This window comes from Frigidibacter sp. MR17.24 (genome assembly GCF_037095655.1).
Lineage (GTDB): Bacteria > Pseudomonadota > Alphaproteobacteria > Rhodobacterales > Rhodobacteraceae > Frigidibacter.
Window position 1 is genome coordinate 75375 of record NZ_JBAWKE010000010.1, and the last position, 25276, is coordinate 100650.

19 protein-coding genes are annotated in these 25276 nt (G+C 73.3%); 6 read left to right on the top strand and 13 right to left on the bottom strand.

Annotated elements, in window-relative coordinates; genetic code table 11:
* The first annotated feature begins 85 nt into the window (after nt 1-85).
* From V8J39_RS20700 to V8J39_RS20710, 3 genes are all read left to right on the top strand, one after another.
* Nucleotides 86-775 (top strand): rhomboid family intramembrane serine protease, encoded by a 690-nt coding sequence (locus V8J39_RS20700; RefSeq protein WP_336462871.1) that lies wholly within the window; start codon nt 86-88, stop codon nt 773-775.
* A gap of 353 nt (nt 776-1128) precedes the next feature.
* Complete coding sequence (locus V8J39_RS20705) at nt 1129-1584, top strand: glycosyltransferase (RefSeq protein ID WP_336462872.1); 456 nt, start codon at nt 1129-1131, stop codon at nt 1582-1584.
* Nucleotides 1581-2081, top strand: coding sequence for a glycosyltransferase (locus V8J39_RS20710; protein WP_336462873.1), 501 nt, complete (start codon nt 1581-1583; stop codon nt 2079-2081). The genes V8J39_RS20705 and V8J39_RS20710 overlap by 4 nt, the downstream gene beginning before the upstream one ends.
* Nucleotides 2082-2225: 144 nt before the next feature.
* Here V8J39_RS20710 and V8J39_RS20715 read toward each other — a convergent pair whose 3' ends face one another.
* From V8J39_RS20715 to V8J39_RS20725, 3 genes are all read right to left on the bottom strand, one after another.
* Complete coding sequence (locus V8J39_RS20715) at nt 2226-3635, bottom strand: hypothetical protein (protein WP_336462874.1); 1410 nt, start codon at nt 3633-3635, stop codon at nt 2226-2228.
* A 186-nt stretch (nt 3636-3821) separates the two neighbouring features.
* Nucleotides 3822-5000, bottom strand: a complete 1179-nt coding sequence (locus tag V8J39_RS20720) for a ParB N-terminal domain-containing protein (RefSeq protein ID WP_336462875.1) — start codon at nt 4998-5000, stop codon at nt 3822-3824.
* A gap of 152 nt (nt 5001-5152) precedes the next feature.
* Nucleotides 5153-6550, bottom strand: a complete 1398-nt coding sequence (locus V8J39_RS20725; RefSeq protein WP_336462876.1) for an AAA family ATPase — start codon at nt 6548-6550, stop codon at nt 5153-5155.
* A gap of 719 nt (nt 6551-7269) precedes the next feature.
* Here V8J39_RS20725 and V8J39_RS20730 point away from each other — a divergent pair.
* The 3 genes from V8J39_RS20730 to V8J39_RS20740 all read left to right on the top strand — a co-directional run bounded on the left by V8J39_RS20730 (nt 7270) and on the right by V8J39_RS20740 (nt 10024).
* Nucleotides 7270-8304 carry a replication initiator protein A gene (locus V8J39_RS20730; RefSeq protein ID WP_336462877.1) on the top strand — a complete coding sequence of 345 codons (1035 nt, stop codon included), beginning with the start codon at nt 7270-7272 and terminating at the stop codon, nt 8302-8304.
* Between the two features lie 112 nt (nt 8305-8416).
* Entirely contained in the window at nt 8417-9535 is a 1119-nt protein-coding gene (galE, locus tag V8J39_RS20735; RefSeq protein ID WP_336462878.1) for a UDP-glucose 4-epimerase GalE, read from the top strand.
* A gap of 234 nt (nt 9536-9769) precedes the next feature.
* On the top strand, nt 9770-10024 hold the full coding sequence (locus V8J39_RS20740) for a hypothetical protein (protein WP_336462879.1): 255 nt from the start codon (nt 9770-9772) through the stop codon (nt 10022-10024).
* A 51-nt stretch (nt 10025-10075) separates the two neighbouring features.
* Here V8J39_RS20740 and V8J39_RS20745 read toward each other — a convergent pair whose 3' ends face one another.
* The 10 genes from V8J39_RS20745 to V8J39_RS20790 all read right to left on the bottom strand — a co-directional run bounded on the left by V8J39_RS20745 (nt 10076) and on the right by V8J39_RS20790 (nt 24995).
* Nucleotides 10076-11524, bottom strand: coding sequence for a glycosyltransferase (locus V8J39_RS20745; RefSeq protein WP_336462880.1), 1449 nt, complete (start codon nt 11522-11524; stop codon nt 10076-10078).
* Between the two features lie 7 nt (nt 11525-11531).
* Nucleotides 11532-12716, bottom strand: coding sequence for a glycosyltransferase family 2 protein (locus tag V8J39_RS20750; protein WP_336462881.1), 1185 nt, complete (start codon nt 12714-12716; stop codon nt 11532-11534).
* Between the two features lie 849 nt (nt 12717-13565).
* Nucleotides 13566-14306 carry a sugar transferase gene (locus V8J39_RS20755; RefSeq protein ID WP_336462882.1) on the bottom strand — a complete coding sequence of 247 codons (741 nt, stop codon included), beginning with the start codon at nt 14304-14306 and terminating at the stop codon, nt 13566-13568.
* A 444-nt stretch (nt 14307-14750) separates the two neighbouring features.
* Nucleotides 14751-15683 (bottom strand): glycoside hydrolase family 16 protein, encoded by a 933-nt coding sequence (locus V8J39_RS20760; protein WP_336462883.1) that lies wholly within the window; start codon nt 15681-15683, stop codon nt 14751-14753.
* A 164-nt stretch (nt 15684-15847) separates the two neighbouring features.
* Complete coding sequence (locus tag V8J39_RS20765) at nt 15848-16945, bottom strand: glycosyltransferase family 4 protein (protein WP_336462884.1); 1098 nt, start codon at nt 16943-16945, stop codon at nt 15848-15850.
* Complete coding sequence (locus V8J39_RS20770) at nt 16942-18153, bottom strand: glycosyltransferase (RefSeq protein ID WP_336462885.1); 1212 nt, start codon at nt 18151-18153, stop codon at nt 16942-16944. Before V8J39_RS20770 ends, V8J39_RS20765 begins: the two co-directional genes overlap by 4 nt.
* A gap of 330 nt (nt 18154-18483) precedes the next feature.
* A complete protein-coding gene (locus tag V8J39_RS20775; protein ID WP_336462886.1) occupies nt 18484-20433 on the bottom strand; it encodes a P-loop NTPase in 1950 nt (649 codons plus the stop codon).
* A 23-nt stretch (nt 20434-20456) separates the two neighbouring features.
* The gene (locus tag V8J39_RS20780; protein WP_336462887.1) at nt 20457-22598 is read right to left on the bottom strand and encodes a glycosyltransferase; all 2142 of its coding nucleotides are present in this window, start codon (nt 22596-22598) and stop codon (nt 20457-20459) included.
* The gene (locus V8J39_RS20785; RefSeq protein ID WP_336462888.1) at nt 22595-24064 is read right to left on the bottom strand and encodes a hypothetical protein; all 1470 of its coding nucleotides are present in this window, start codon (nt 24062-24064) and stop codon (nt 22595-22597) included. Before V8J39_RS20785 ends, V8J39_RS20780 begins: the two co-directional genes overlap by 4 nt.
* A 247-nt stretch (nt 24065-24311) precedes the next feature.
* Nucleotides 24312-24995: a sugar transferase gene (locus V8J39_RS20790; protein WP_336462889.1), complete on the bottom strand. Its 684-nt coding sequence runs from the start codon at nt 24993-24995 to the stop codon at nt 24312-24314.
* Nucleotides 24996-25276 lie beyond the last annotated feature (281 nt).

Consider the following 25276-nt stretch of genomic DNA (forward strand, 5'->3'; position numbering starts at 1 on the left):
CGGCGCCGGCCGTCCCGGCGGCTCTCCCGACAGCTCTCTTGGCGGCTCTCTTGACGGCTCTCTTGACGGGCGCCCGGCACCGCTGGTGGCCTGCTGGCCGGTCTGGGCGGCGCTCGCGCTCGCCGCGCTGATCGAGCTGGTGCTGACGCTCGCCGACCATGGCTTGGTCGGCAGCCCGCGCTGGCGGGCGCTGGCCTATGGCTACGGCGCGTTCTGGCCCGGCCTCTGGACCGGGTGGAGCGTCAACTACCCCGGCCAGTCCTGGGGGATGATGCTGAGCTACGGCCTGCTGCATGCCGGGCCCGGGCATCTGGCGGGCAATGCGCTGGTGATCGCGCTGATCGCCCCCGACCTCGCGCGGGCGCTGGGGCGGCGGCCGGCGCCGCGGCTGGCGGGGCTGTGGCTGGTCACGCAGCTGGGCGGCTGCATCGGCTTCGGGCTGCTGCATGGCGGGGCGCAGCCGATGGTCGGCGCCTCGGGCGTGGCCTTCGGGCTGGTGATGGCCCAGCAGCTCGCCCGCGCCCGGCAGGACCGCCTGCTCGGGCTCGAGGCCGGCGCCCGGCGCCGGATCCTCGCCACCTTCGCGCTGCTGATGCTCGCCAATGCCGCGAGCTGGCTGATGCTGGCGGGCCAGCTCGCCTGGGAGACGCATCTGGGCGGCACGCTCGGCGGGATCCTGGGCTGGTGGCTGCTCGCGCCCGACCCGCCGAACCCGGGCGCCGGGCCACGGCACGGGGCCACGGCACCGGACCGCGGCCCGGGACCGAAGCCCTGAGCCGTCACCCTGCCCCGTCACCCTGCCCCGTCACCCCGTCTCGGTGTCCGCGCTCATCCGCGGGGCGTTGTCCCATGACGGCCCCATGACGGCCCGGGGACGGCCCGGAGACGGAACGACTGGTGCCGGGGCCGCGTTGGTGCGAAGATTGCTGCAACTGCAAAACCACCGGTTCCCGACGTCACTTTCAGAAGGCCGCACCCATGTCGCTTCATTCAAGGCCCGAGCGGTCCGGCACCACAGGTTTTTCGCAGGCGACCGCCCCCCGGGCCGGCTGAGCCGGGACGGCCCCCCGCACGCGCGCCCCGCCCCGCGACGGCGCGCCCCTCCCCCTTTCCATCCAAGGAGGCCCGATGGCCAGCACAAGACGGATCCTGGCCGTGGCCTCTGGCGGCGGACACTGGCAGCAGCTGATGCTGATGCGCCCCGCGTTCGACGGCCACGAGGTCCGCTTCCTCACCACCCTGCCGGGCCTGCCCGAGCAGTTCGACGCCCGCCCCTTCGCGATCATCCCCGACTGCAACCGCAACGAGAAGATCGCCATGGCCCGCACCGCGGCGGCGCTCTTGCGCCAGGTCCTGACCTTCCGCCCCGACGTGGTGATCTCGACCGGGGCGCTGCCGGGCGTCATGGCGCTGGCGCTCGCGCGGGCCATGGGCGCGCGCACGATCTGGGTCGACAGCGTCGCCAATGCCGAGGAGATGTCGATGTCGGGCCGCCTCGCGCGCCGCGTCGCGCATCTGTGGATGACGCAATGGGAACATGTCGCGGCCGAGACCGGCGCGGAATACGCGGGGACGATCCTGTGATCTTCGCCACGATCGGAACCCAGCTGGGCTTCCCCCGCCTCGTCACCGCGCTCGTCGATCTCGCCCCGCGGCTGGGCGAGGAGATGCTGATCCAGACCGGCCCCGACACCGACCCCGCCTGGCAGGCCGCCGCCGCCGCGACCCCCGGGCTGACGCTGGTGCAAAGCCTCAGGCCCGCCGAATTCGAAGAGGCCTTCACCCGCGCCCGGGCGGTGGTGGGCCATTGCGGCATGGGCACGATCCTGTCGGCCCGGCGCTGGGTGAAGCCCCTGGTGGTGATGCCGCGCCGCCATGCGCTGGGCGAGCACCGCAACGACCACCAGCTGGCCACCGCCCGCCAGGTCGAGGCGCTGCCCGGCGTGCATGTCGCCTGGGAGATCGCGGATCTCGAGCGGCTTCTGGCAGGCCCCGCCCTGTCGCCGCCGCCCGAGCCCGGCGAGCAGAGCCCGGGCCAGCAGGCGCTCGTCGCCCGGCTGCGCGCCTTCATCGAGGCCTGAGGGCGCCGCCACCGCCCCCTTGCCCCGCGGCGCGAAATGTTTCGCGCGCGAAACATCCGCGGTCTCACCGGCGCCGCGCGACCCGAACCCGGGGACGGGGACGGAGATGTTTCGCGCGCGAAACATCTTCGACACCCTTTGCGGTCAGCCGTTCCGGGCCCTGGCCTTTCGGAACGGGCGCCGCAGCAGCCACAGGGCGGGGCCGCCCGCCAGCATCAGCGCCCCGCCCGCCGGCAGCGGGACCGGCGCCATGACCTCGGTGATGCGGTAGATCTGCTGGCTGCGCTCGAGCAGCAGCCCCGCCCCGCCGTCGCCGAAGGTGAAGAACCGCAGGTCGGCCCGCGACCGGCCCAGCCCCAGCGCCTCGCGCAGCGGCAGCGCCGTGCCGTCCGGGCCCGCGACCAGCACCCGGTGGACATCGGCCGGCACGCCCTCGCCCGCAGTGGCCAGCGTGGCGAACAGCGCGCCGGTCACCAGGTCGCCGAACAGCATCCCTATCCGCGAGAACGACACCGCCGAGATCGCCGGCCCGCTGACCGCGAGCGCGGTGCCGTCGGTGGCGGTGCGGCCGAACTCGGCGAAGGGCAGGCGCCAGGCCGTGTCGTCGGGGGACGTGCGGCCCACCACCTGCCCCAGCGCGTTCACCACCAGGCTGCCCTCGCGGGTGAGATCGTTCGCGTCCGCGCCCCAGCCGAAATTCTCGATCACCGCGGTGTCGGCCAGATCCGCGACCGAGATCCGGTTCACCTCCTCGACCGCGACCCAGCCGATGTCGCCGAAGGCGATCTCGGTCCGCTCGGGCGAGGTATAGGTCAGGTGCTGGACATTGCGCAGCCCCGAGGCCGCCACCGTGACCGCGCCCGAAACCGGGTCTATCACGAGCAGTTTCGACAGTGTCGAGCCCGGATCCTGCGGCGCCGCGAGCCCGTTGAGCGAGGCGGGCACATTGTCGCCGCGGGCATAGAGCAGCCGGCCGTCGGGCAGCACCAGCATGCCCTCGCCGCGGTGGCCGGTGCCGGTGGTCTCGAAGGCGGTGACCGGCACCGGGTTCGACAGGCTGCCGTCGGCGGCGCGCCCATAGGCATAGATCAGCTCGTAGCCGAAGGTCGCGGTGTCGTAGGCCGCGGCTTCGGGCAGCGGCGCCGGCGGGGCGAAGCCCGCGGGCAGGGTGGCCGAGTTCATGCCGACATAGGTGCGCGCCGCATCGCCGGCGATGTTGATCAGCGCCTGCGCCCCGACCGGCGTCACCCCGGCCGGAAGATGCGCGGCATCGAGAACCACCCGGCGTCCCCCGGTCGCGTCGAGGATCGACAGTTCGGCGGCGCGCTGGCTGACGATGTAGAGATGGCCGCCGATCGTCACCGGCGAGGCGATGTTGTTGTTGCCCACCGTCGGCCCGGCCTTGCCATAGGGGGTGAGCGCGACCACCAGCCCCGAGGACAGCACCGGCGCCACCTCGATCGTTGCCGCCAGAGCCGGGAGCGGGGTGGAAAACATCGCCGGAAACAGCAGGAAACCGAGGGCGGCGGAGCCGCATCGCAGGGCCGTTGCCATCGAGAGCCTCGTACCAGAGGGGGACCGAAACCGAATGCAGCGGATCATGCCCGCCCGCGGCGGCATCGGTCAACCGGCACGATCCTGCGCATGGCGCGCGGCGGATGTTTCGCGCGCGAAACATTCCGGCGGGCAGAATCAGAGCCTGTTTCGGGGAAAAAGGCTCTTCCCGTCAGGCCCGCCCGCTCAGACCTGTCCGCGCAGGAAGGCGATCAGCCGGTCGCGGAACGCTTGGTCAACCTTGTCGCCCGAAAGGGTCAGCACCGGCTTCAGCCAGCCGCCGCCGGTTTCCAGCAGGAGACCCGGCATGATCTCCTCGACCGCCGGAGAAGGGCGGGGGGCGGGGGGCGCGACAGGCTCTGATCCGGCGGATTTCGACCCTGAACCGACGGGGTCGGGTGTCTCGGGATCAGGTGTCTCCAGGTCGGGGGCGCCCCAGGCGCGGACGGCGGCGCCCAGGCGGGCCAGCTCCTCCTCGGGCGTGGCGGCGGGATCGGCGGCGAGCGTGCCCGCCAGGATCCGGGCCTCGCCGGGGTCGGCCTCGACCAGCCGCGCCAGTTCGAGCCCCAGCCGTTCCGGGATCGCGGCGGGGAAGCGCAGGGCGCCGTCGAGCGCGTGGTAGATCGCGACGAAGCTGCGGATCTTCGACCGCTTCGCCCGGCTCACGGCCGAAAACAGCTGAAGCAGAGCCTGTTTTTCCGTCTCGAACACGCCCTCCTCGACCGCCTTGGCCGCGATCCGGGCGCGTTCGTAATAGCTCAGGCCCAGCCGGACCTCGTTCTCCTCGACCATCGCCACATAGGCCTCCGAGGCTTCGGCCGGGCGGCGCAGCTGCGCCAGCACCCGCCCCGGCCCCTCGCCGGCCTCGGCCAGCCGCCGGAGCGCCGCGAGCCGCCGCCAGCCCGAGATCAGCCCGTAGCGCGCCCCCCCGAGCGGCTGCGCCAGTTCCGCCACCTCGATCGGGCTGCGCTGGCCATGGGTGCGGATCGAGGCCACGAGATGGCCAAGCTCCTCCTCGTCGGTCTCCATCCGGTCGCGCACCAGATAGGCCGCCGCCACCGCCTCGAGCGGCAGCGACAGCAAAAGCCGGCCCTCGGCCCGGGCCGCCGCCATCTCGGCCGACAGCTCGGCCAGCGCCGCCTGCGCCGCGCCATCGGCGGCGACATGGGCGATCGGCGCCACCCGCCCCGCGCTCATCGAGGGTCGCACCCGCGCCGGCCCGGCCCCGACAGGCGCGGCTTCGGGCGCGGGCTCGGGCGCCACCTCGGAAGCGGGGGAGGGCGGCAGGGCGGATTTCGTCTCGAGCGCGGGCGTCTCGGACAGGTAGAGCTCCTGGGCCGGGCTCAGGCGGCGGCGCTTGGCCATGTCAGATCTCTCCGTCGAAAAGGCGGCCGAAAGGGCGGGCTGCGGGGCAGGGACCAAGGGTCGGGCCCCGGGATGGCGATCCGGTCACCGGGCCGGGCGCCGCGGTCACGACCCGGCAAATGTTTCGCGCGCGAAACATCGGGGCGGCCATCTCAGGCCTCCTCGGACTGGCGCGCCGCCAGCTCGTCGCGGCGCCAGCAGCCGATCAGCAGCCGCTTGAAGGCGGCATAGGTCTCGTCGAAGGTGGCGCGGCCGCGGATGTAGGTGTCGCGGTTGAAGTCGCGGTAATCGGCCTCGTAGATGCCGTTCACCTGCTCGCCGGCCTGGCCGATCAGCGCGGTGAACTCCTGGCGCTGCGGGGTCAGGATCCGGCCCAGATGCGCCTGCATCAGCCCCGCGAGTTCCGCCTGCTGCGCGCCGTCATAGCGGGTGACGACCGCGCGCACCGCGTCCCATTCGAACGCCAGCTCCTCGCGCCCCAGCGCCCGGGCGGCGATGTTCTCGCCCTCCTCGATCGAGCGGAAGGTGGAATGCAGCATGTCGAAGAACCGCCCCGTGGAATCGAACTCGAGGAACGAGGCCCCGAGCGGCACCAGCAGGATGTCGGCGGCGGCCAGGCCGTTGATCGTGAGGTAGCCGAGCGCGGGCGGGGTATCGAGGAAGATCACGTCGTACTGGTCGAGAAGCCCGTCGGCTTCGAGCGTCTCGGCGAGCGCGTCCCACAGCTTCCAGCCCCGCGCCGCCATCCGCCAGACCGGCACCTGGAATTCCGCCCAGTAGAGGTTCAGCTGGCTGCCGATCAGGTCGATGTTGGGCCAGTGGGTCTTCTGCACGATGTCGGCGGCGGTGACCTTCAGCGCCTCGGTCAGCGTCTCGTCGAGCGGCACCGGCGGATCGCCGCGATCGACGCGGCGGTGGTTGTCCTGCTGCAGGTGGCGGGCGTAGTGGCGCGCCATCAGCGGAAAGACCGTGCCCCATTCGTCCTCGACCTTGCCGCCGAAGATCGAGGTCATCGACCCCTGGCTGTCGAGATCGATCACCAGCACCCGGTAGCCGTCGAGCGCGGCCGACATGGCGAGATGCGCGCAGGTCGAGGTCTTGCCGACCCCGCCCTTGAAGTTCGCCACCGCCACCATCTTCGCCGGCAGCCCCTCGGGGCGCCAGGGGCGGTACTCCTTCGACTTCTTGCCCTCGGCCGCGAAATGGGCGCGCAGGCGCAGCACCTCGTCGAGGGTGAACCACTTCGCGCCGCCCTCGGTCTCGGTCCGGCCCTGCGGCAGCTCGGGGTTCAGCCGCAGCACGCGCCGGAAATGCGCCTGGGCCACGGGGATCAGGTAGCGGGTGATCTCCCAGGTCGAGAACAGCCGCAGCTCCTTGCGCCCTTCGGCGTTCAGCCCGCGCGAGGCGAGGTCGTCGCGGCCCCGCGCGCAGGCCTGGGCGATCGCCGCCAGCCCGCCGGTGTCGGTGCCGCGCGCGGCGCCAAGCTCGGCCAGCGCCTGGTCGGGCTGGATGTTGAAATAGGGGGGCTGCTCTGCCGCCGGTTCGCGCATGATGACCTCATGTTCGCTGTTTGGGGCAATGTAACAGGTTTCGCCGGTCATGAAAGCATTCCCGGCACAAATCGCGGTTTTCTCAGCAATTTCGGGGGGTCTGGTCCGGGCGCGGCGGCGGGTTCCGGCGCCGGCTGCGGATTTTTCAGTGTTATGAATCGGTTAGTGATTCACGTTACGGCGCCGGGCCGGGCGCTGCCGGGGCGGTTCCGGCCTTGAAACTAAGGGCGCGGCGGGGCGGCTGTCGAGGGGGGGCGACTCTGAAACCACGACGGGGCGACTCCGATCCCACGCTTGCGCGACTCCGAAACCCCGATCGCGGGCGGCGGCGCCGGGCGGGCCGGGTGGACCTGTGGATAACCCTCGCGTAGGCTGGGGCGTAACCGAAACCACGAATCCGGCGACAGACCGGACCGGGGGACGGCAGGGTCCCGGATGAGGCGGGGCCCGGGTGGCAGAGCAGGCGCCGCGGGACCGGAAAGATCCGGCCGGGCAGGGACAGGCAGGACCGGATGGCAGGCAGGGCGACAGGGCCCGGGGCGGGCCCGTCGGCCGCGCGCGGAGCGCGGGCGCGGCCCAGGGCGACGAGCGCGACACCCCCGTCGGCGGGCGGGGTCGCGGCGGGCGCGGATGCGCCCAAGACTTCGGTCAGGGCGTCGGTCACGGGGGGCACCAAGGCGGGCCGGGCGGCGGCGAGCGCCGCGGGCACCCAGGGGCTGATGCTGCCCGAGCATCACCCGGGGCCGGACTTCTTCCTGTGCGACATCCTCGACGCGCTGCCCAAGGACGACCTCGCGAGCATGGAGCACCCGATCTTCTCGCTCGCGACCCGGCCCGACCGGCGGATCCTGCGCTATGCGCACAACGGCGCCGAGATCGAGGTCGTGCCCTCGGTCAAGGGGCTGGCGACGCTGTTCGACAAGGACATCCTGATCTACTGCGTGAGCCAGCTGATGGCGGCGGTGAACGCGGGCCGGCCGACCGCGCGCCGCCTGCAGCTGACCGCGCACGACCTGATGGCCGCCACCAACCGCGAGACCTCCGGCGACGGCTACAAGCGCCTGCGCGAGGCCTTCGAGCGGCTGGCGGGCACGCGGATCACGACCAACATCACCACCGGCGCGGTCGAGGCCACCACCGGCTTCGGCCTGATCGAGGGCTGGCGGATCCTGCGCCACGCGAAGGGCGGGCGGATGATCTCGGTCGAGGTGACGCTGTCGGACTGGCTGTACCGGGCGGTGATGTCGAAATCGGTGCTGACGCTGTCGCGCGACTACTTCCGGCTGCGAAAGCCGCTCGAGCGGCGGATCTACGAGCTGGCGCGCAAGCATTGCGGCCGCCAGCCCGAGTGGCGGATCTCGGTCGAGGTGCTGGCGAAGAAGACCGGCTCGGCCAGCCCGGTGCGGGTGTTTCGCAAGATGCTGCGCGACATGATCGCGACCGACCACCTGCCCGACTACCACCTGGCCGAGGACCCGGGCGACATCCTGCGCGTCACCCGGCGCGACGCGGTGGTCGATGAGGACGGCATGGTCGCGGCCTCGGGCTTCGGCGGCGGCGCCTGGGCGGCGGGGCCGGTGATCTCGGAGGCCGCGCGCGACCGGCTGCGCCGGCTCGCCCCCGGCTACGACGTCCACGCGCTCGAGGCGGAATGGCGCGGGGTCTGGGAACGCTCGGGCCGGGCGCGGCTGAAAAGCCCGGAAGCCGCGCTGCTGGGCTGGGCGAAGAAGCGGCTGGCCCGGCCCGAGGAGTGAGCGGGGCGCTTTGCGTGCGGATCCTGCCCCGCGGCGCCTCTTGCGGGCAGCGCGCCGCGGGATAGCGTGCTAGGCTGGCGCCATTCATTTTCATTCCGCGATAGAGACCGAGATGACATTGCCTTCCTTCGCTTCCTCCTCCTCCCCCATCGCCACCAGCGCCCCCGCCGTCCTCGTCACCGGGGGGGCGGGCTACATCGGCTCGCATGCCTGCAAGGTGCTGAAGGCCGCGGGCTATCTGCCGGTCACCTACGACAGCCTCGTCACCGGCTTCGAGGCCGCGGTCCGCTTCGGCCCGTTCGAGCGGGGCTGCCTGTCGGACCGCGCCCGGCTCGACCAGGTCTTCGCCCGCTGGAAGCCGGTGGCGGTGATGCATTTCGCGGCGCTGAGCCAGGTCGGCGAGGCGATGCGCGAACCGGGCAAGTACTGGCGCGGCAATGTCGCGGCCTCGCTCACGCTGATCGAGGCGACGGTGGCCGCGGGGGTGAGCGACTTCGTCTTCTCCTCGACCTGCGCCACCTACGGCGACCATGACGGGGTCACGCTCGACGAGGACACGCCCCAGCACCCGATCAACAGCTACGGCGCCTCCAAGCGCGCGATCGAGGACATGCTGCGCGACTTCGGCGCGGCGCATGGGCTGCGCTCGGTGATCTTCCGCTACTTCAACGTCGCCGGCGCCGACCCCGAGGCCGAGATCGGCGAGGCGCACGACCCCGAGACCCACCTGATCCCGCTGATGCTGCAGGCGGTGGCGGGCGAGCGTCCGGCGCTGTCGGTCTTCGGCACCGACTATCCGACCCCCGACGGCACCTGCATCCGCGACTATGTCCACGTGATGGACCTGGTCGATGCCCATGTGCTGGGGCTGAAGCACCTGGAGGCGGGCAGGGTCGCGCCGGGGCAGGCCAGGGTGTTCTGCCTCGGGACCGGGCGCGGCTTCTCGGTGCGCGAGGTGATCGAGGCCTCGCGCGCGGTGACCAACCGCGAGGTGCCGGTGGTCTACGAGGGCCGCCGGGCCGGGGATGCGGTCAAGCTGGTCTCGGGCTCGGCCCGGGCCGCGGCCGAGCTGGGCTGGGAACCCGCGCGCTCGAGCATGCTGCAGATGATCGGCGATGCCTGGCGCTGGCACCGGCGCGCGGCCGGGACGGATGCCCATGCGGAGACCCGGGCGGAGACCGATGCGGTGGGCGGGGCGGAGCGGGCCCCGGCGGGCGCGCGGCGGGCCTGATCCGGGCCTGATCCGGGCCCGATCGGGGCGTCCGGCCGGGACGGGTGCCAGGGGCCCGTTCCAGTGCCCGTTCCTGGGGCCGGTTCCGGAGGCGGGTGCCGGGGACGGCTCTGGCCTGTCTTTGGCCAGCCGTTTCCAAGGTGCGCGGGTCCCGGATCTTGGCGATTGCCTTGTCGGGCCGGGATGCGTCATTATCTGTTAACCTGACGCGCTGGACGGATTGAAAGACAGATCGTGCTGACCTTCCTGGGGATCTTTGGGCTGGGCGCGGGGCTGATCTCTGCGGGCGCGGCGGTCTTTCTGGGATCGCCGCTCTGGATCGCTGCGCTGGTCTTCCTGGGCATGGGCATGAGCGCGCCGCTGGTCTTCGTGCTGGTGCTGGTGCTGTTTCGCGGGCTCGACGCGCTGGCCCCGGCCGCCGGCCGCGCCGGGCGGCGCCATGACGAGGTCGCCGACCCGGCCCGCGCGCCGCGCCGGTCCGGGCGCTGAGGGTGCGCCCGGACCGGCGGGTCCGCCGCTGCAGGCCGGGCGCAGGCCGGGCTAGGGCGCGACCCGCGCCGCCCGGCGCAGCGCCGCGGCATGGACATGCACCACCTGCTCGACGCTGAAGCGGTCGATCGCCGCGCGCCGGAACCCGGCATGGGCGCGGTCTTCCCGCAGCCGCCCGGCGGCCCCGAGCNGCAGCGCCGCGGCATGGACATGCACCACCTGCTCGACGCTGAAGCGGTCGATCGCCGCGCGCCGGAACCCGGCATGGGCGCGGTCTTCCCGCAGCCGCCCGGCGGCCCCGAGCATCGCCTCGGCCAGCGCCGCCTCGTCGGTCACGGTGTCGCCGGTCACCGGCACCAGCCGCCCCAGCCGCGGATCGGTCAGGATGTCGCTCGGCCCGAAGTCGCAATCGGTCGCCACCACCGGCAGGCCGAAGCGCAGCGCCTCGCAGATCGCGAGCGACCAGCCCTCCCAGCGCGAGGACGAGACGTAGATGTCGCTGGTGGCGAGCGGGACCGCCGGGCTGTCGGGGAAATGCTCGAGGCTGACCGCCCCGCCCAGCGACAGGCTCTCGACCAGGGCGCGCAGCGCGGGCTCGTCGGCGCCGTAGCCCACCAGCCGCAGCCGGGCCCCGGGCAGGGTGCGCACCACCCGCGCGAAGGCGCGCAGCAGGATGTCCTGCCCCTTCTGGTAGTCGTAGCGCCCGACGTTGACGAAGACCGGCGGCCCATCGGAGAACCCGCCGGAGAGCCCGTCGGGCGCCGGTTCCGGTCCTGCCGTCCCGGCCGGAGCGAGGTCGCGCCTGTCGAGGTCGCGCCTGCCGACGTCAGGCCTGTCGACGTCACACCTGTCGAAGTCGCGCACCGGGTTCGGCACCCAGTGGTTGGCTATGTCGTGGGGATACATCTCGCGGAAGGCGCGCAGCTGGCGCGGCGAGGTGCCGAAGATCCCCGCCAGCCGGCGCAGCACCAGCCGGTCCATCAGGAAGAACAGGATCCGCGACTTCCAGTTCGCCCGCTCGCGCGCGGGGTTGCCGTGCAGGTGCAGCACCAGCGGCGGCGACAGCCCGAGGCAGGCGAGCCAGCAATAGACCGTCGGCTCGACCTGCGGCACGACGACGACGTCGTAGTCGCCCCGGCCGATCACCGTGCGGTAGGTGCGGAACAGCGAGATCTTGCCGCGCGCGACCTGCCGGATCACCCGGTAGGCGCGCGGCGCGGTCGGGAAGTCGCGATGCACCGAGGTGTGCAGCACCGTCACCTCGAACTCGGTGCCGCAGCGGGTGGCAAGCTCGGTCGCGATCGTGTCGACGACCCGCTCGACCCCGGCGAAGATCGTGGTGCCGGACTGGACGTAGAGCAGCCGCAGCCGGCTGCCGGTGCGGGCGGGCGGCGGCGGCGCATCCTCGCGCCCGGTCTGCAGGACCGGCCCGGCCGTGAGGGGTCCCGGGACGGGAAGCGGTGCCTGGGCGCGGCCCAGCGTGGCGGGGCTGTCGCTCATCGCGGCCTCACGGTCTGAGCAGGATCGCGTCGACGACCCCGCGGGCCGAGCGCGCGCCGAAATGGTAGCGGTAGGCCATCAGGCTCTGCGCCCGCGCCCGCGGCAGCAGCGCCATCAGCAGGAACAGCGCGGCCAGGGTGCAGCGGTCCTTGAGCGGCTTCGGCTCGTGCCGGATCGCGCCGATCAGCCGGGTGACCCGCCCCAGCCCCGCGCGCCGGCCCGCCGCCAGCTCGGCGCAGATCCGGTGTTCGAGGAAATAGTACATCGCCTCGGTCCGGGCGAGGCGGCGGCGCTGCGGCAGCCGCGCGAGCACCGCGCGCAGATGCGCCATGCGCGCGACGAAGCGGTCGAGATCGGTGGTCAGGCCGCGCTCGTCCGGGCGCTGGCCCTGGCCCGAGACGTTGGTGCCGTGCACCCGGTAGCAGCCGAGCTCGTCCGAGAGGCTGACGATGTCGCCGAAGAACGGCGCGGCGAACAGGGTCACCCCGTCGACGAAGGGATCGTAGTCGGCCTCGGCCATCAGCGCGCAGACGTCGCGGCGGAACACGTTGCCCGAGGTCGGCGGCGAGACGTAGACCCCGGTGCGCAGCACCTGGGCCGCCAGCTCGGTGCGCTTGCGGAAGTCGTCGAGCTTGGGGATCGCCGCGCCCAGCACCTCGCCCTCGGCGCCGATGCGGGTGAGCGAGAACTGCAGCTTGGCCACGCCGGGGTCGAGATGGGCCAGGATCCGGTCGAAGGCGCCCGGGGCGAGGCGGTCGTCGGCATCGAGGAACAGCACGAAGGGGGCGGTGGTGCGGTCGAGCCCGGCCAGGCAGGCGCGGCGCGCGCCGAGGTTGCGGATGCTGACCGCGTTGACGCCGGCGGCGCGGATCGCCTGCCACGAGCCGTCGGTCGAGCCGTCGTCGACGACGATGACCTCGCAGTCGTCGCGGCCCTGGGCGAGGACGCTGGCGATCGCGTCGCCGACGAAGCGCTCGTAGTTGTAGCAGCTGATCACCACGGCGAGCCGGGGCGCGGGCACCGCCGGGCGGACGCGGATCTCGTCGAGCACGACCTCGGGTGGGCCGCGGTGCACGGCCTCGGGCAGGGGGCGCGCGAACTGGCGGGCATAGGGCTTGCGCGAACGGCGCGGGCGGGAGGTGTGGGACCGGGTGGCAGAGGCCGGGGGGGCGGTGGCGGAATGGCTGGGCATCTGGGGACCTGTGGAAAATGGCTGGTGGTCGAAACTGGGGGGGCGAAACTGCGAGAGTAGAAACTGCGGGGGTCGAAACTGCGGGTCCAAACTGGGGGCCGGAACCGGGGCCGAAATCGAAAGGCGGTCTGGCCGGAAATTGGCCTGCGGAGGCTCCGCGGGGTCGCGACGGCAGCGGGGGCGGCGACGGTCCGAAACCGTCGCGCCCGGTATCGAGCCGCGCCGTCCCGCGGCGCGCGGGCAGGGCAGGCGCGGGGCAGGCGCGGGGCGGACCTGTTGCCGGTTCTGGTGCCGGTTCTGGTCCGGGTCCTTCGGTGGTCCTTGGGCGGTCCTTGGGCGGTTCGGGAAACGGTTCCGCCGTACTGTGTCCAATTTTCACTATTGCCGCGAAAAAAGCAGCGGCAAAGGCGGGGAGGCGGGTGTGCGGGGCGGATCGGGCCGCCGGTCGGCGGCAGTCCGCCGGGGCGGCGGGCGCGGCGCGGGGACTGTGCACAATCGTTGGGCACCGGCCCCGGCGGGCGGGCGGGCGCGGCGGCCCGAGTCGGTTGCGGAGCCGGCTGCGGGGGCGGCTGCGGGGCGGGGCAGGGCGGGGATGATTCTCTTTTCCGGTCCGCGGCCCCTCGTCCTGACGCCGCCATCCGCCGCCGTCGTTGGGGTGCCTCGGGCCGGTGCCGGGAAAACGTCTCCGGCCGCGCGGGACGCGGCGGGTGCCGGGCCCGGATCAGGCCAGTCGGGTCAGGCCAGGTCGGTGGGGGCGGGCGAGGCGCCCGGCCAGCGGGGCCCGGATCAGCGGGGCCCGGCGGGAACGTCGAGAACGTCCGGGGGGGCGGGGTCAGCGGGGGGGCGGGGTCAGCAGCCCGAGGCGCGCAGCACCACGGCCACGGTGCGCCACAGCAGACCGAGGTCGGTGCGGGCCGAGACCTCGGCCTCGTAGGCCTCGTCATAGCGGGCGCGGTCGGCGAAGCTGGAGGCGTGGCGCTCCGAGACCTGCCAGTTGCCGGTGATGCCCGGGCGCAGGCGGTAGTAGGCGCGCCCCGGATAGAGGCCGATCTGGCTGATCATCATCGGCCGCGGCCCGACCAGCGACATCTCGCCGCGCAGCACGTTCAGCAGCTGCGGCAGCTCGTCGAGGCTGGTGCGGCGCAGCAGCCGGCCGACGCGGGTGATGCGCGGATCGCGGGCGAGCTTCTGGTGGCGGTCCCATTCGGCGCGCGCCTCGGGATCGGCGGCGAGATGCGCCTGCAGCCGGCCCTCGGCATCGGGGACCATGGTGCGCATCTTCAGCATCCAGAAGGCCTGGCCGTGGCGGCCGACGCGCTTCTGGCGGAAGAAGGCCGGGCCGCCGTCGCGGCGCACCATCAGCACCATCAGCCCGATCAGCGGCAGGATCACCGGCGCCATCGCCAGGATCGCGACCAGGTCGAAGAGCCGCTTGCCCCCCGCCTGCCACAGGCCCTGCCACAGGCCCTTGCGGACCGCCACCGGCATCTCCCAGCCCTCGGGCCCGACCAGTTCCAGCGGACGCCGCGCGGCGGTCATCGCAGGTCCGGTGCGCGGCGCGGTGCGGGGGGCTGTGGTGAGATGGAACATCGGGCAGGGCATCCACTTGCTACGGTCCGCCGGACCTTGGCACAGAATTGCCCCAATCCCGACTTAATCCGGATCGGACGGGGGGCGGACTCCGGCCGATTTCCTCGCATCATGCTGAAGTTAATGAATTATTTTGTTAACTACTTTGTGGCGCAAATTCGAAGCATCGATGATGCAGGTGCAACGATGTCGGCCGGCCCCTTCGATTGTCGCGGATGCGGCCCCGGCGGGCCGGCCGCGGCGCGCGGCGCGCCGGGAAAAAGGGGCCGCGGCAGGCCCCGAAACGGGGCGCCGCGAATCTCCTGTCCGCCCTCGGCCTGCCCCGTCACCTGCCCCCTCACCTGTCCCGGGCACCTGTCCCCGCCACCTGTCCCGGACACCTGCCAGGGTCCTCTCCGGACGCCGTGACGCCCGGGACGCCCGTGACGCCCGGGACGGGGGGCCTCAGGAATAGACCCGGAAATAGTCGATGCGCATGTGCGCGACGTGGTGCTCGGGCAGCAGCGGGTCGGGATAGGCATAGTCGGCCCGCAGCGCCAGCGTCAGCAGCGGCCAGAACCCGTCGCCCTTTTCGGCCATCTCGGCGGCGCGGCCGATGCGCCAGATCACCGGCTCGCCGCTGGCCATGTCGCGGATCACCCGGCGGTTGAAGTAGACCACGCAGAGATCGTCGACCAGCAGCACGCCGTAGCGGTTGTAGCCCTGGGTCATGTCGGGCCCGGTCGGCACGCCCGCGCCCTCGTGGTGGTCGCCCGGCGGCACCCATTCGTGCAGGTAGGCGCCGTAGATATGCGGCTCGAAGCCCTTGTGCTCGACCACGTCGATCTCGATGCTGCTGTCGGGCTCGAGGATCGCGCGGTTGTTGAGGAACCAGAAGGCGGGCCAGGTCAGCGGGTGGGCGGGGAAGCGCATCCGGGTCTCGAAATAGCCGTGGCGCCAGCTTTTCAGCACGGTGCCGTCGCTGCGCGCGGTCTGCAGGTTGCCGCTGATCCACTGGTATTCGGGATCGTCGTTGCCGTAATAGCTCGGCACGTCCATCTTGCGCCCGATGTAGCCCGCCGACAGCTGCAGCGCGCGGCCGTTCTCGCAGTCGGGATCCTCAACGATGGCATAGGGGTTGAAGCCCGCCTCGCCGCCGAAGCGGGCGAAGGCCGAGCGGCCGTAGAAGCCGGGCTCGGCGGTGCCGGCCTTGGGCCCGGCGTTCCAGGTCGCGTGGTCGATGCGCAGGAACGGGTCCTCGAAGCTGATCGTGCGGCCCTCGGTCGGGTCGGTGTCGGGCTCGAAGGCGGTTTCGGCGGCGACCTGGGCGGCGGCGACGCGCACCCAGCCCGGCCCGGGCAGCGCCAGCGCCGGCAGCCCCACCGCCAGGCCCTGCACCAGCCGCCGCCGGCCCGGATCGGCGCCGCCGCGGCCCCGGGAGGGGGGCGGAAGACCTTCGGCCCGGGGGTCGGCCCGGGGGTCGGCCCGATCTTTGGCCCGATCTTCGGCCCGGGGTTTGGCCTGCCCCTTGGCGGGGCCTTCGGGGGCGCGCTGCGATCTGGTCATGGGTCCTGCTCCGCGATCTTGGGGACGGGGATCTTGCGCCGGAGCGCGCGGCCGTAGACGGCCAGCGTCTCGCGCGCGACGCGCTCGAGGCGCATCCGCTCGATGCCGATCTGGCTGTCGGCGCGCGCCTGCGCCAGCCGGGCCGGGTCGCCCAACAGCCCGCACAGCGCCGCGGCCAGCGCCGCGGCATCGCCCGGCGGCACCAGCCGGCCCGCGCGCCCGCCCTCGAGCATCTCGGGAATGCCGCCGACGCGGCTGGCGATCACCGCGCAGCCGGCCTCGCGCGCTTCCGACAGCACGAGGCCCGCCGGCTCGTCGAGCGAGGGCAGCACGAAGATCGCGGCGCCGCGCATCCAGGGCGAGGGATCGTCCTGGCCGCCGGCGAAGGTGATCGCCCCGGCGCAGGGCAGGGCGGCGGCCTGGGCGCGGTAGGCGGCCTCGTAGGGGCCCTCGCCCACCAGGCACAGCCGCGCCTCGGGGAAGCGGGCATGGGCGATGGCGAAGGCGTCGAGCAGGTAGGGCAGCCCCTTGCGCGGATGCAGCCCGGCCACCGACAGGATCGTGGGCCAGGGCAGCGCGGCCACGTCGCGGTCGCGGCCGCGGAACCGCACCGAGCCGATGGTGCCGTTCAGCACCGTCTCGATCCGGCCGCGCGGGATGCCGCGGCCGACCATCGCCGCGGTCACCGCCGCGCTGACGCCGATCGCCCGGGTGCCGAGCCCCATCAGGATCGCGCTGCGCTCGAAGGAATTGTGCACCGTGGTCACCAGCGGCAGCCCGGCCAGCCGGCAGACCGGCCAGGCCAGCACCGCGCTGGTCATCATGTGGGCATGCACGAGGTCGGGGCGCCAGTCGCGCACCAGCCGGCGCAGCGCCAGCGCCGAGCCCGCCAGCACCCGCGTCCGCCGCGCGTGGTCGATCCGCGCCGTCTCGATCCCGGCCCGGGCCATCAGCGCGTCGAAATCGCCGCCGCCCGAGGCGATCATCGTGACATGGCCGAGGTCGCGCTGCGCCGCCGCGAGGTCGATCGCGGCATGGACATGGCCGTTCAGCCGGTTGGTGTGGTTCAGAAGGTGCAGGATCCTGAGGCTCATCCGGGCTCTCCTGCCGTCTCTCCTGCCGTCTCCCAGCCGCGCTCGGGCCCCGAAGCGGTCGCGGCAGCGGTCGCGGCAGCGGTCGCCTGTCCGGGCACGGGTCCGGGCTGCGCGGCCGCGGCGAGGCGCGCGGCGATCACCGCCGCCATCCGGGCGCGGAACACCGCCGGCGAGAAGGTCGCGGCATGGGCCGTGAGCGCCGCCGGGTCGAAGCGGCCCGCGTCCAGCGCGGCCTCCATCCGCTCGACCCCCTCGGCGATCGCCTCGAGCGACTGGGTGTCGAAGAACAGCCCCGTGCGCCCCTCGACCACGGTCTCGAGCGCGCCGCCGCGGCCATAGGCCAGCACCGGCCGGCCCGAGGCCATCGCCTCGACCGGGACGATGCCGAAATCCTCCTCGCCGGGGAAGATCAGCGACCGGCAGCGGGCATAGTGGTGGCGCAGCACGTCGAAGGGCTGCGGCCCGAGCACGGTGACGCCGGGCCCGGCGATGCGGCGGATCTCTGCCAGCATCTCGCCGCCGCCGATCACCACCAGCCTGCGCCCCGAGCGGTTGAAGGCCTCGACCGCGAGGTCGGGGCGCTTGTAGGACACCAGCTCCCCCACCATCAGGTGGTAGTCGCCGAGCTGGTCGGGCGGCACCGGGGCGAAGTCGTCGACCGCGACCGGCGGGAACACCACCTCGGCCTCGCGGTGGTAGTAGCGCCCGATCCGGCGCCGGACATTGTCGGAATTGGCGACGAAGCCGTCGACGCGCTGCGCCGTGGCCGCGTCCCAGTTGCGGATGTAATGCGTGAGCGGCCGCATCAGCAGCCGCTTGAGCCGCCCCGAGCGCGCGCCGTAGTCGTGGTACATGTTCCAGACGTAGCGCATCGGCGAGTGGCAGTAGCAGACATGCACCGCGTCGCCCATCGGCACGATCCCCTTCGCCGGGCCGCTTTCCGAGCTGATGATCAGGTCGTAGCCGCGCAGGTCCAGCTCCTCGAGCGCGAGCGGCATCAGCGGCAGGTAGGACTTGTAGTGCTTCTCGGGCCTGGGCAGCCGGCCGATGAAGGTGGTGGTGACCTTGTGGCGCCGGATGGTCGGCGAGACCGCCTCGGGCACGTAGGCATGGGTGAAGATGTCGGCCTGCGGATACATCTCGCACAGCGCCTCGAGCACCTTCTCGCCGCCGCGCATCGTCACCAGCCAGTAGTGGATCAGCGCCACCCGCAGCGGCCGCCCGTCGCGGGTGGCGGGGGCGGGGATGTCGGCCGGCAGGGCGGCCGGGATGGCGGCGGAGAGCGGCCGCCCCGGATCTGGCCCCGGATCTGGCCCCGGACGGCTTTCGGCCCGGGGTTCGAGACCGATTTCGAGACCGATTTCGAGACGGGCTTCGAGACGGGCTTCGGCGGGGGTCCCGGGACCGGAGCCCGAACGGAAGCCCGAGCCGGTTCCGCTGCAGGTTCCGCTGCAGGTGCCCGCACAGGGGCCGGCACAGGGGCCGGAGCCGGGCGCGGGGGGCGCGGGGGTCGTGGGGCGGGGCGAGAGGGCGTTCATCTACTGGGCTCCTTTCACGCGGCGGAAGGGGCCGCGCAGCAGCCGGCCGATGGCGGGCGGGGCCGTGCGGTCGGGCTCGGTGCCGGTCGCGGCCTCGGCCGGGCCCGGGCGCCGGGGCCAGGGCAGGCGGCGGGCGCGGCCGGGGGTGTTGACCGCGACGCCCATCACCTTGGCGCCGCCCTGCTCGAGCTGCACGCGCGCGGCGGTGACGTCGTCGAGCAGCATCTCGGGGCTCGCGACCAGGATCACCGCGTCGGCCTGCAGCGCCAGCGCCCGGGCATCGGCCGATTCCGACAGCGGCGGCAGGTCGATCAGCACGTCGCCCCAGGACTGCACCTGGCGGAACAGGTCCGAGACCGCCGGGTCGCGGGCATTGGCGAAGCTTTCCGACAGGCCCTTGAGCGCGCGCGCGGGCAACAGCCGCACCCCTTCGGCATTCATCACCGTCAGCCCGCCCGGCGCCGCCTTCGAGGGCGCGTTGCGGTGGCGCCAGGTCAGGCCGCGGGCGCCGCCGCGGATGTCGGCATCGACCACCACCACCGAGCGGCCGGCCATGTGCATCATGTGCGCGAGGCTCATCGCCAGCGTGCTGCAGCCCGCGCCCTCGCCCCAGGAGACCAGCGCGATCGAGCGGGTGCGGGGCTGGGCATCCATGCCGAAGCTCATGTCGATGGCGGTGCGCATGTCGCGCAGCGCCATGAAGAACGCGCCCTCGGCCCCGGTGCCGCCCTTCGACGGCCGCGCCGCGGCATCGGGCAGCACCGCCAGCAGCTCGAGATCGCAATCGGTGCCCAGCCGGCGGCCGTCGCCGACCCGGCGGTCGAGCGCCGAGCGCAGCGCGATGGCGAAGAGCCCGCCCAGAAGCCCCAGCACCCCCCCGAGCGCGGCGATCAGCTTGACCCGCGGCGCCGAGGGATAGAGCGGGGTCAGCGCGGCGCCGATGACGCGGGCATCGGCATTGGGGATCTGGATCGCGGGCAGGGTGCCGTTGCGCACCGCCGTCGCCGAGGCCGCGACCTCGTTCTGCAGCGCGTCGAGCCGGCTTTGCACGAATTCGCCGCCGCCCTCGGCCGCGGCGGCCTTGAAGCTGACCGACTGCAGCAGGTAGGCCGAGGCGCCGGCATTGGCGACGCGGGCCGCCAGCTCGGGATCGGCCGAGGCATAGTAGATCTCGATCACGTAGGACTGGCCGATCCGGCGCGCGCCGAAGCGGTCGCGGAACCGGGCGAAGGCGGCCTCGTGGCGGCGGGCGGCGGCGCTGCCGGGGGCCTCGGTCCCGGCGGTCGGCGGCGGGAAGGCGGTCTGCGCCGCCCCCGGGCCCCGGGCCGCCTCGCGCGCCTGCGCGGCGGCGGCTGCCGCCGCGGCCGCGGCCTCTGCGCCTGTCCCGGCGCCTGCTCCCGTGCCTGCCCCCGTGCCTGTCCCGGTTTCGGCCTCCGGCGCCGGCCCGCGGGCCAGGCTGTCGGCCAGCCCGCCGACCAGCCCGCCGATCAGGCCCGGCGCCGCCGCCCCGGTATCGGTCCCGGCATCGGTGTCGGTGTCGTCCTCGGGCTCGCCGCGCAGCTCGGGGTGGTCGGCCAGGCGCAGGCTCTCGAACACCAGCCGCTGCAGCCGCTCGGAGCGGATCACCTGCAGCTCGCTGTCGACGCGGTTGAGGTCGATCGAGGCGCTGCCCGCGGTCACGCCGGGCCCGGCGCGGAAGTCGCGCGGCGCCTCGAGCACCAGCTGCGAGGCCGCCGAATAGACCGGCGGCAGCGAGCGGGCATAGAAGAACGCGCCCAGCAGGCACAGCGTCACCCAGGCCCCGAGCGGCACGATGTTGCGCCGCACCGCCGCGATGATCGCCTTGATCAGCGCGATCGGGCCATCCTCGCCGGCCTGGGGGCCGTGGGGGGACCCGTGATGGGATCCGGTGGGCGACTGTGGCCCCTTGCGATGCCGGTCGGCCGTCATGCCCCTGCCTACTCCGCCCTGGATCATGGTGCTTTCCCTGCTGCGCTCATCTGTGCCGCCGGCGCGGGGGGCGCGCCGATCCGCGCCGCCCGTTCCGGGTCGATCCGGCCGCGGACGATGTCGCCCAGGGCCATGAGATTGCCGCGCAGCCGGCCCCGTCGGTCGACGAAGGCCTCGGGCCGGGGGGCGCGGGCGAGATTGCTGGAGACGTTGCGGAAGATCTGACCCGCGACTTCGGCCGGTGTCATCGTCTTCTTGCCCAGCATGTAGACCGGATTGGCGATCTGCGAATATCCGAGGCGGTCTCCGGCGACGCGGCCGCTTTTGACGCCCATGTGCACCCCGCGCAGCGCCGCGGCGCGCGCGCAGCGCCCGCCGGCGCGCGCCAGCCCGGCCGCGAAGTCGCGATCCTCGAGCCAGCCGTAAAGCACCAGCCGCTCGTCGAAGCGGTGCGCCCCGATCGCCGCGACCCGGTAGGCCATGTTGCAGCCATAGGGGCTGAAGGGCTCGGTCCAGGCCGGGATCGCGGGCTCGGGCGGGGCGGCGGCGACGATCGCCACCGCCGCGTCGAAGGGGATGCCCGCGCCCTTGATGCCGTCGGCCAGCACCTCGCCGGTCAGCGCGACGAGGCTCGATTCGTCGCGGAAGATCTGCGCCGCGGCCGCAAGCCAGCCCGGGTCGCAGACGAAGTCGTCGTCGAAGAAGGCCACGGTCTCGATCCCGGGCGGCAGCGCCGCGAGGCCGGTGTTGCGCTGCGCGGGCAGGCCCGGCGGGCCGGTGACGACGCGCACCTCGGGCAGGGCGGCCAGCGCGCCGGCATCGGCGGGGTCGTTGCACGAGATGATCACGGTGGCGGGCCGCAGGCTCTGGGTGGCGAGCAGGTGGCGCACGGTGTCGCTGACCACCGCCGGCCGGCCGCGGGTGGCGACGATCACCGCGACGCCGGCGGCATCGGGCGCGGGGCCGGCGGTCGCGATCGTCTCTGTCCCGGCCCGAAGCGGCGGTTTCGCCGCCCTCCGGCCCCCATCCGCGCCGAGGCCGTCCATCAGCGCGCGATAGCCCGCGGCGCTGGCGGCCCAGCTGAATCGGCGCACCTGTTCGTGGCCGCGGCCGACCAGCTCGCAGGCGAGCTCCGGCGCGGCGGCGAGCCGGGTGATCCGCTCGACCCAGGCGGCGGGATCGGCGGGCGAGGCCATCAGCGCGGCGGTGCCGCAGACCTCGGGCAGGCTCGCGCGGTCCGACGAGACCACCGGGCAGCCGCGCGCCATCGCCTCGACCAGCGGCAGGCCGAAGCCCTCGGTCCAGGACGGGAAGGCCAGGCACAGCGCCCGGTCCATCAGCCAGGCCAGGTCGTGGTCGCTGACCCGGCCAAGCTCGGTCAGGTTCGCGGGCCGGGGGGCGGTTCCGGTTCCGGCCCCGGTCCTGGCCCCGGTCCCGGCTGCGGTTCCGGCTGCGGGTCCCGGCCCGTCCTCGGCGGCGAAGACCGTGCCCGCCTCGCCGGCGATGACGATGTCGATGCCGCGCGCCTCCAGTGCCGGGGCGATGGCGGTCAGCAGCCCGAGGTTCTTGTGCCGCGCCCGCGAGCCGAGGGCGAGCACGAAGGGGCGCGCACCGCCCACCCGTGCCGGCGCGCGCTCGGCCAGGGCCGGATCCCAGGCCAGGGCATGTTCGTGCCCGTTCGGCAGCACCGCGATGTCGGAGACCTTCAGCGGCAGGTGGCGGGCAAGCTGGCGGGCCGAGGCCTCGGAGACGGTGGCGATGCGCGCGGCGCGGCGCGCGATCATCGGGTGCAGCACGTGATAGAGCCGCCGGAACGCCCGGCCGTAGCTTTCGGGGGTGATGAAGACATTGGCGTCGTGCAGGCAGACCACCTGGCGGGTCTTGGCGACGGGGGCGGTGTTGCCGAGGTTCAGCAGCGCCCCCCCCGCGGCCAGCCGCGGCAGCACCAGCTGTTCCCAGGGGTGGCCCGACAGCGGGCCCGCGGCGCGCAGCCGCATCGCCGCGAAGCCGGGATCGGGCGTGCCGGCCGGGGCGAGCAGCGTCGCGCGCCGGCCGGCGGCGGCGAGATCGGCGTCGAGCGCGGCGGCGATGGCGCGGGCATAGCGCTGCACCCCGGTCAGGCGCTGGCCGAGGAACCGGCCGTTGAGGAGGAGGTCGTCGCTCATGCCGTCTTCCTCGTGCCGGGCAGGGGAGGGGCGGGGCGCCGCCCGCGGGCGGCCAGGGGCGGCGGCGCGGCCGTCTCCGGCCGGGTCGCGGCCGGGGGGGCTGCGCGGGTCGCGCGTTCGGGCCGGGCGGCGGCGATGCCGGCGATGGCGAAGAAGAACAGGCCCTGGTCGACGCTCGAGCCGATCAGCAGGTCGCCCGCGGTCAGCCCCAGGCAGGCGTTGCGCGCCGCGAGCCGCGCATCGGTGACGAAGCTGCCGCGCGGCCCGGGGTTGCGCAGCAGCGTCAGCCCCATGAACACCGCGTAGAACAGCGTGCCGATCACCCCGAGCCCGCCCAGAAGCGCCATCGCCAGGCTCGAGGTGCGCACGGTGCCGAGGCCCACGCCGATGCCGCCGCTGTCGAGGAAGTTCTGCAGCGCCGAGGTGTTCCACGAGCCGCGCTCGATCCCGGAATCGGTCGAGCCCTTCGACAGCACGATCGTGTCGAGATAGCCCATCACCACCTGCGACAGCACCGGATGCGCCGCGATCCCCAGCACCACGGCGATGCTGATAAGCGGCAGGGTGACGGCGACCACGGCGCTGGCGCGGGCGCGCCGCGAGGTGCCCGAGCGGCCGATCGCGGTCAGGTACAGGATCACCAGCATCACCGGCATCACCGCCAGCGCCGTCGACGAGGTCGACAGCAGCGCCAGCACGAAGGTCAGCACCGTCAGCGTCCCGGTGAGCAGCGGCCGGCGGCCGCAAAGCCACAGCGTGCCGATGAAGCCCAGCGATCCCAGCGACGAGCGCGCGAAGCTCGAGGCCTCGGTGAACGAGCCGACGATGCGCTTCATCCCCTCGACATCGGCCTCGGTGTGCAGCGCGTAGCGGGCGTTGCGCATGAACTCGAGCATCGCCTGGGTCCCGGTCAGGTAGGTGGCGAGGTCGAGAAGCGCGAAGAGGACGTTGGCGGTGACATAGGCGGTGGCGGCGATCACCGCGGTGCGGAAGCCCTCGGGGGTGGCGGCCGAGCTGGTGACGAGCAGGAACACCAGCAGGCTCGCCACCATGTAGATGCTTTGCGTGAAGTTGCTCGAGACCGGGCCCAGCGGCACGGTCGAGCCGGTGTCGTCGAAGGCCGAGTTGCCCAAGGGCACGATCTGGGTCTGGCCGGCCATCACCCGCGGATAGAAATAGGCGGTGACGAGGCCGTAGACCACGAAGCACAGGATCCAGAACCCGGGGCGGTCGGGATGCAGCGCGCGGATCAGCTCGGCGCATTGCCGCGGGCGCGACAGCGTCACCACGGTGACCGCGCCCATGAACAGGTGCGCGGGCGGGATGTTGGCGCCGCCGATGAACAGCGCGGCCGCGCTGCCGAAGACGGTGGCGACGACCAGCGCCGTGATCATCACCCCGTAATCGAGGAACAGGCAGACCAGGGCCAGCGCCAGGGTAAAGAGGCCAATGGGCTCGATGCTCATGAAATCACAGTCTTGGGGGCGGGGGCCGCCGAAATGGGGGGGCAGGTCCCGCGGTCGTCGGAGGCTGCCCGGGCGGCCGGTGCGCCACGGGGCAATATCCCGCGGTCGAGGCGCGCCGGCGTCCGGGCCCCCGCGGCCCGGCAAATCCCGGCGCGCGGAGAGACGGTCCCGCCGCGGCCCGGCAGGTCCCGGCGCGGAGGGGGTCGGCCGCGACCCGGCAGGGCCGGGCGCGGAGGGGATCGGCCGGTTACTTGCCGGTCCTGCGGACGACCGCGCCGGCGGTGCGCAGGATGATCTTCAGGTCCTGCACGAAGCCGAGGCTGCGGGCATAGTCGACGTCGAGCGCGACGCGCTCGTCATAGGACATGTCGTTGCGCCCCGAGGCCTGCCAGGGGCCGGTCAGCCCGGGCCGCATCTGCAGGTAGGCCCCGATCGAGGCGCCGTAGCGCACCATCTCGTCGCGCACGATCGGGCGCGGCCCGACGATGCTCATCTCGCCGCGCAGCACGTTCCACAGCTGCGGCAGCTCGTCGAGGCTGGTCTGGCGGATGAACCGGCCGAAGCGGGTGATGCGGGGATCGTCGCTGAGCTTGTGGGCGCAGGCCCATTCCGCGGCGGCGACCGGGTCCTCGGCCAGCACCCGCGCCAGGCGCAGGTCGGCATCGGCCACCATCGAGCGGATCTTCAGGCAGCCGAAGACCTCGCCGTGCCGGCCGATGCGCTTGTGGCGGAACAGCGGGGCCGCGCCGTCAAGCGCGGCGAGCGCCATCAGCAGCAGCATCGTCGGCGCGAGCAGCACCAGCATCACCGCGGCGAAGGCGATGTCGAACAGCCGCTTGCCGGTCGTGGCATAGAAGCCCTCGCGCGGGGCCGGATCGTCGCCGGCATAGCCGCGGCGGGCGCCGGAAAGCTGCACGGGGGTCAGCTGCACGGGGGCCAGCGGCGCGACGGGAAGATGCGCCGATCTCAGCTGAGCCGCGGGCAGGGGCGCCGCCGGGCGGCGCGCCGCGGAGCGGTGCCCCGGAACCAGCGAGGGGGATGCCAGCGCGGGAGAGGTCAGTGCAGGAGAGGTGAGCGAAGCGGGGGAATGCGCGGTGACGGCACGGTCGGAAGCGGAAAAGCGATCGGTGGAAAAAAGGGTCGCGGAATATCTGGCGGTCTCGGACAGGCCGGTGTGGGGCCCAGTAAACTCCGGGGGCATGACAAACTCCG

Bases quoted from the DNA above. Each gene is read 5' to 3' on its own strand.
- V8J39_RS20780 (WP_336462887.1), bottom strand. From the start codon at position 22,598: ATGAGCGACGACCTCCTCCTCAACGGCCGGTTCCTCGGCCAGCGCCTG.
- V8J39_RS20765 (WP_336462884.1), bottom strand. From the start codon at position 16,945: ATGAGCCTCAGGATCCTGCACCTTCTGAACCACACCAACCGGCTGAAC.
- galE (WP_336462878.1), top strand. From the start codon at position 8,417: ATGACATTGCCTTCCTTCGCTTCCTCCTCCTCCCCCATCGCCACCAGC.
- V8J39_RS20715 (WP_336462874.1), bottom strand. From the start codon at position 3,635: ATGGCAACGGCCCTGCGATGCGGCTCCGCCGCCCTCGGTTTCCTGCTG.
- V8J39_RS20725 (WP_336462876.1), bottom strand. From the start codon at position 6,550: ATGCGCGAACCGGCGGCAGAGCAGCCCCCCTATTTCAACATCCAGCCC.
- V8J39_RS20785 (WP_336462888.1), bottom strand. From the start codon at position 24,064: ATGAGCATCGAGCCCATTGGCCTCTTTACCCTGGCGCTGGCCCTGGTC.
- V8J39_RS20755 (WP_336462882.1), bottom strand. From the start codon at position 14,306: ATGTTCCATCTCACCACAGCCCCCCGCACCGCGCCGCGCACCGGACCT.
- V8J39_RS20750 (WP_336462881.1), bottom strand. From the start codon at position 12,716: ATGCCCAGCCATTCCGCCACCGCCCCCCCGGCCTCTGCCACCCGGTCC.
- V8J39_RS20720 (WP_336462875.1), bottom strand. From the start codon at position 5,000: ATGGCCAAGCGCCGCCGCCTGAGCCCGGCCCAGGAGCTCTACCTGTCC.
- V8J39_RS20775 (WP_336462886.1), bottom strand. From the start codon at position 20,433: ATGACGGCCGACCGGCATCGCAAGGGGCCACAGTCGCCCACCGGATCC.
- V8J39_RS20730 (WP_336462877.1), top strand. From the start codon at position 7,270: ATGCTGCCCGAGCATCACCCGGGGCCGGACTTCTTCCTGTGCGACATC.
- V8J39_RS20705 (WP_336462872.1), top strand. From the start codon at position 1,129: ATGGCCAGCACAAGACGGATCCTGGCCGTGGCCTCTGGCGGCGGACAC.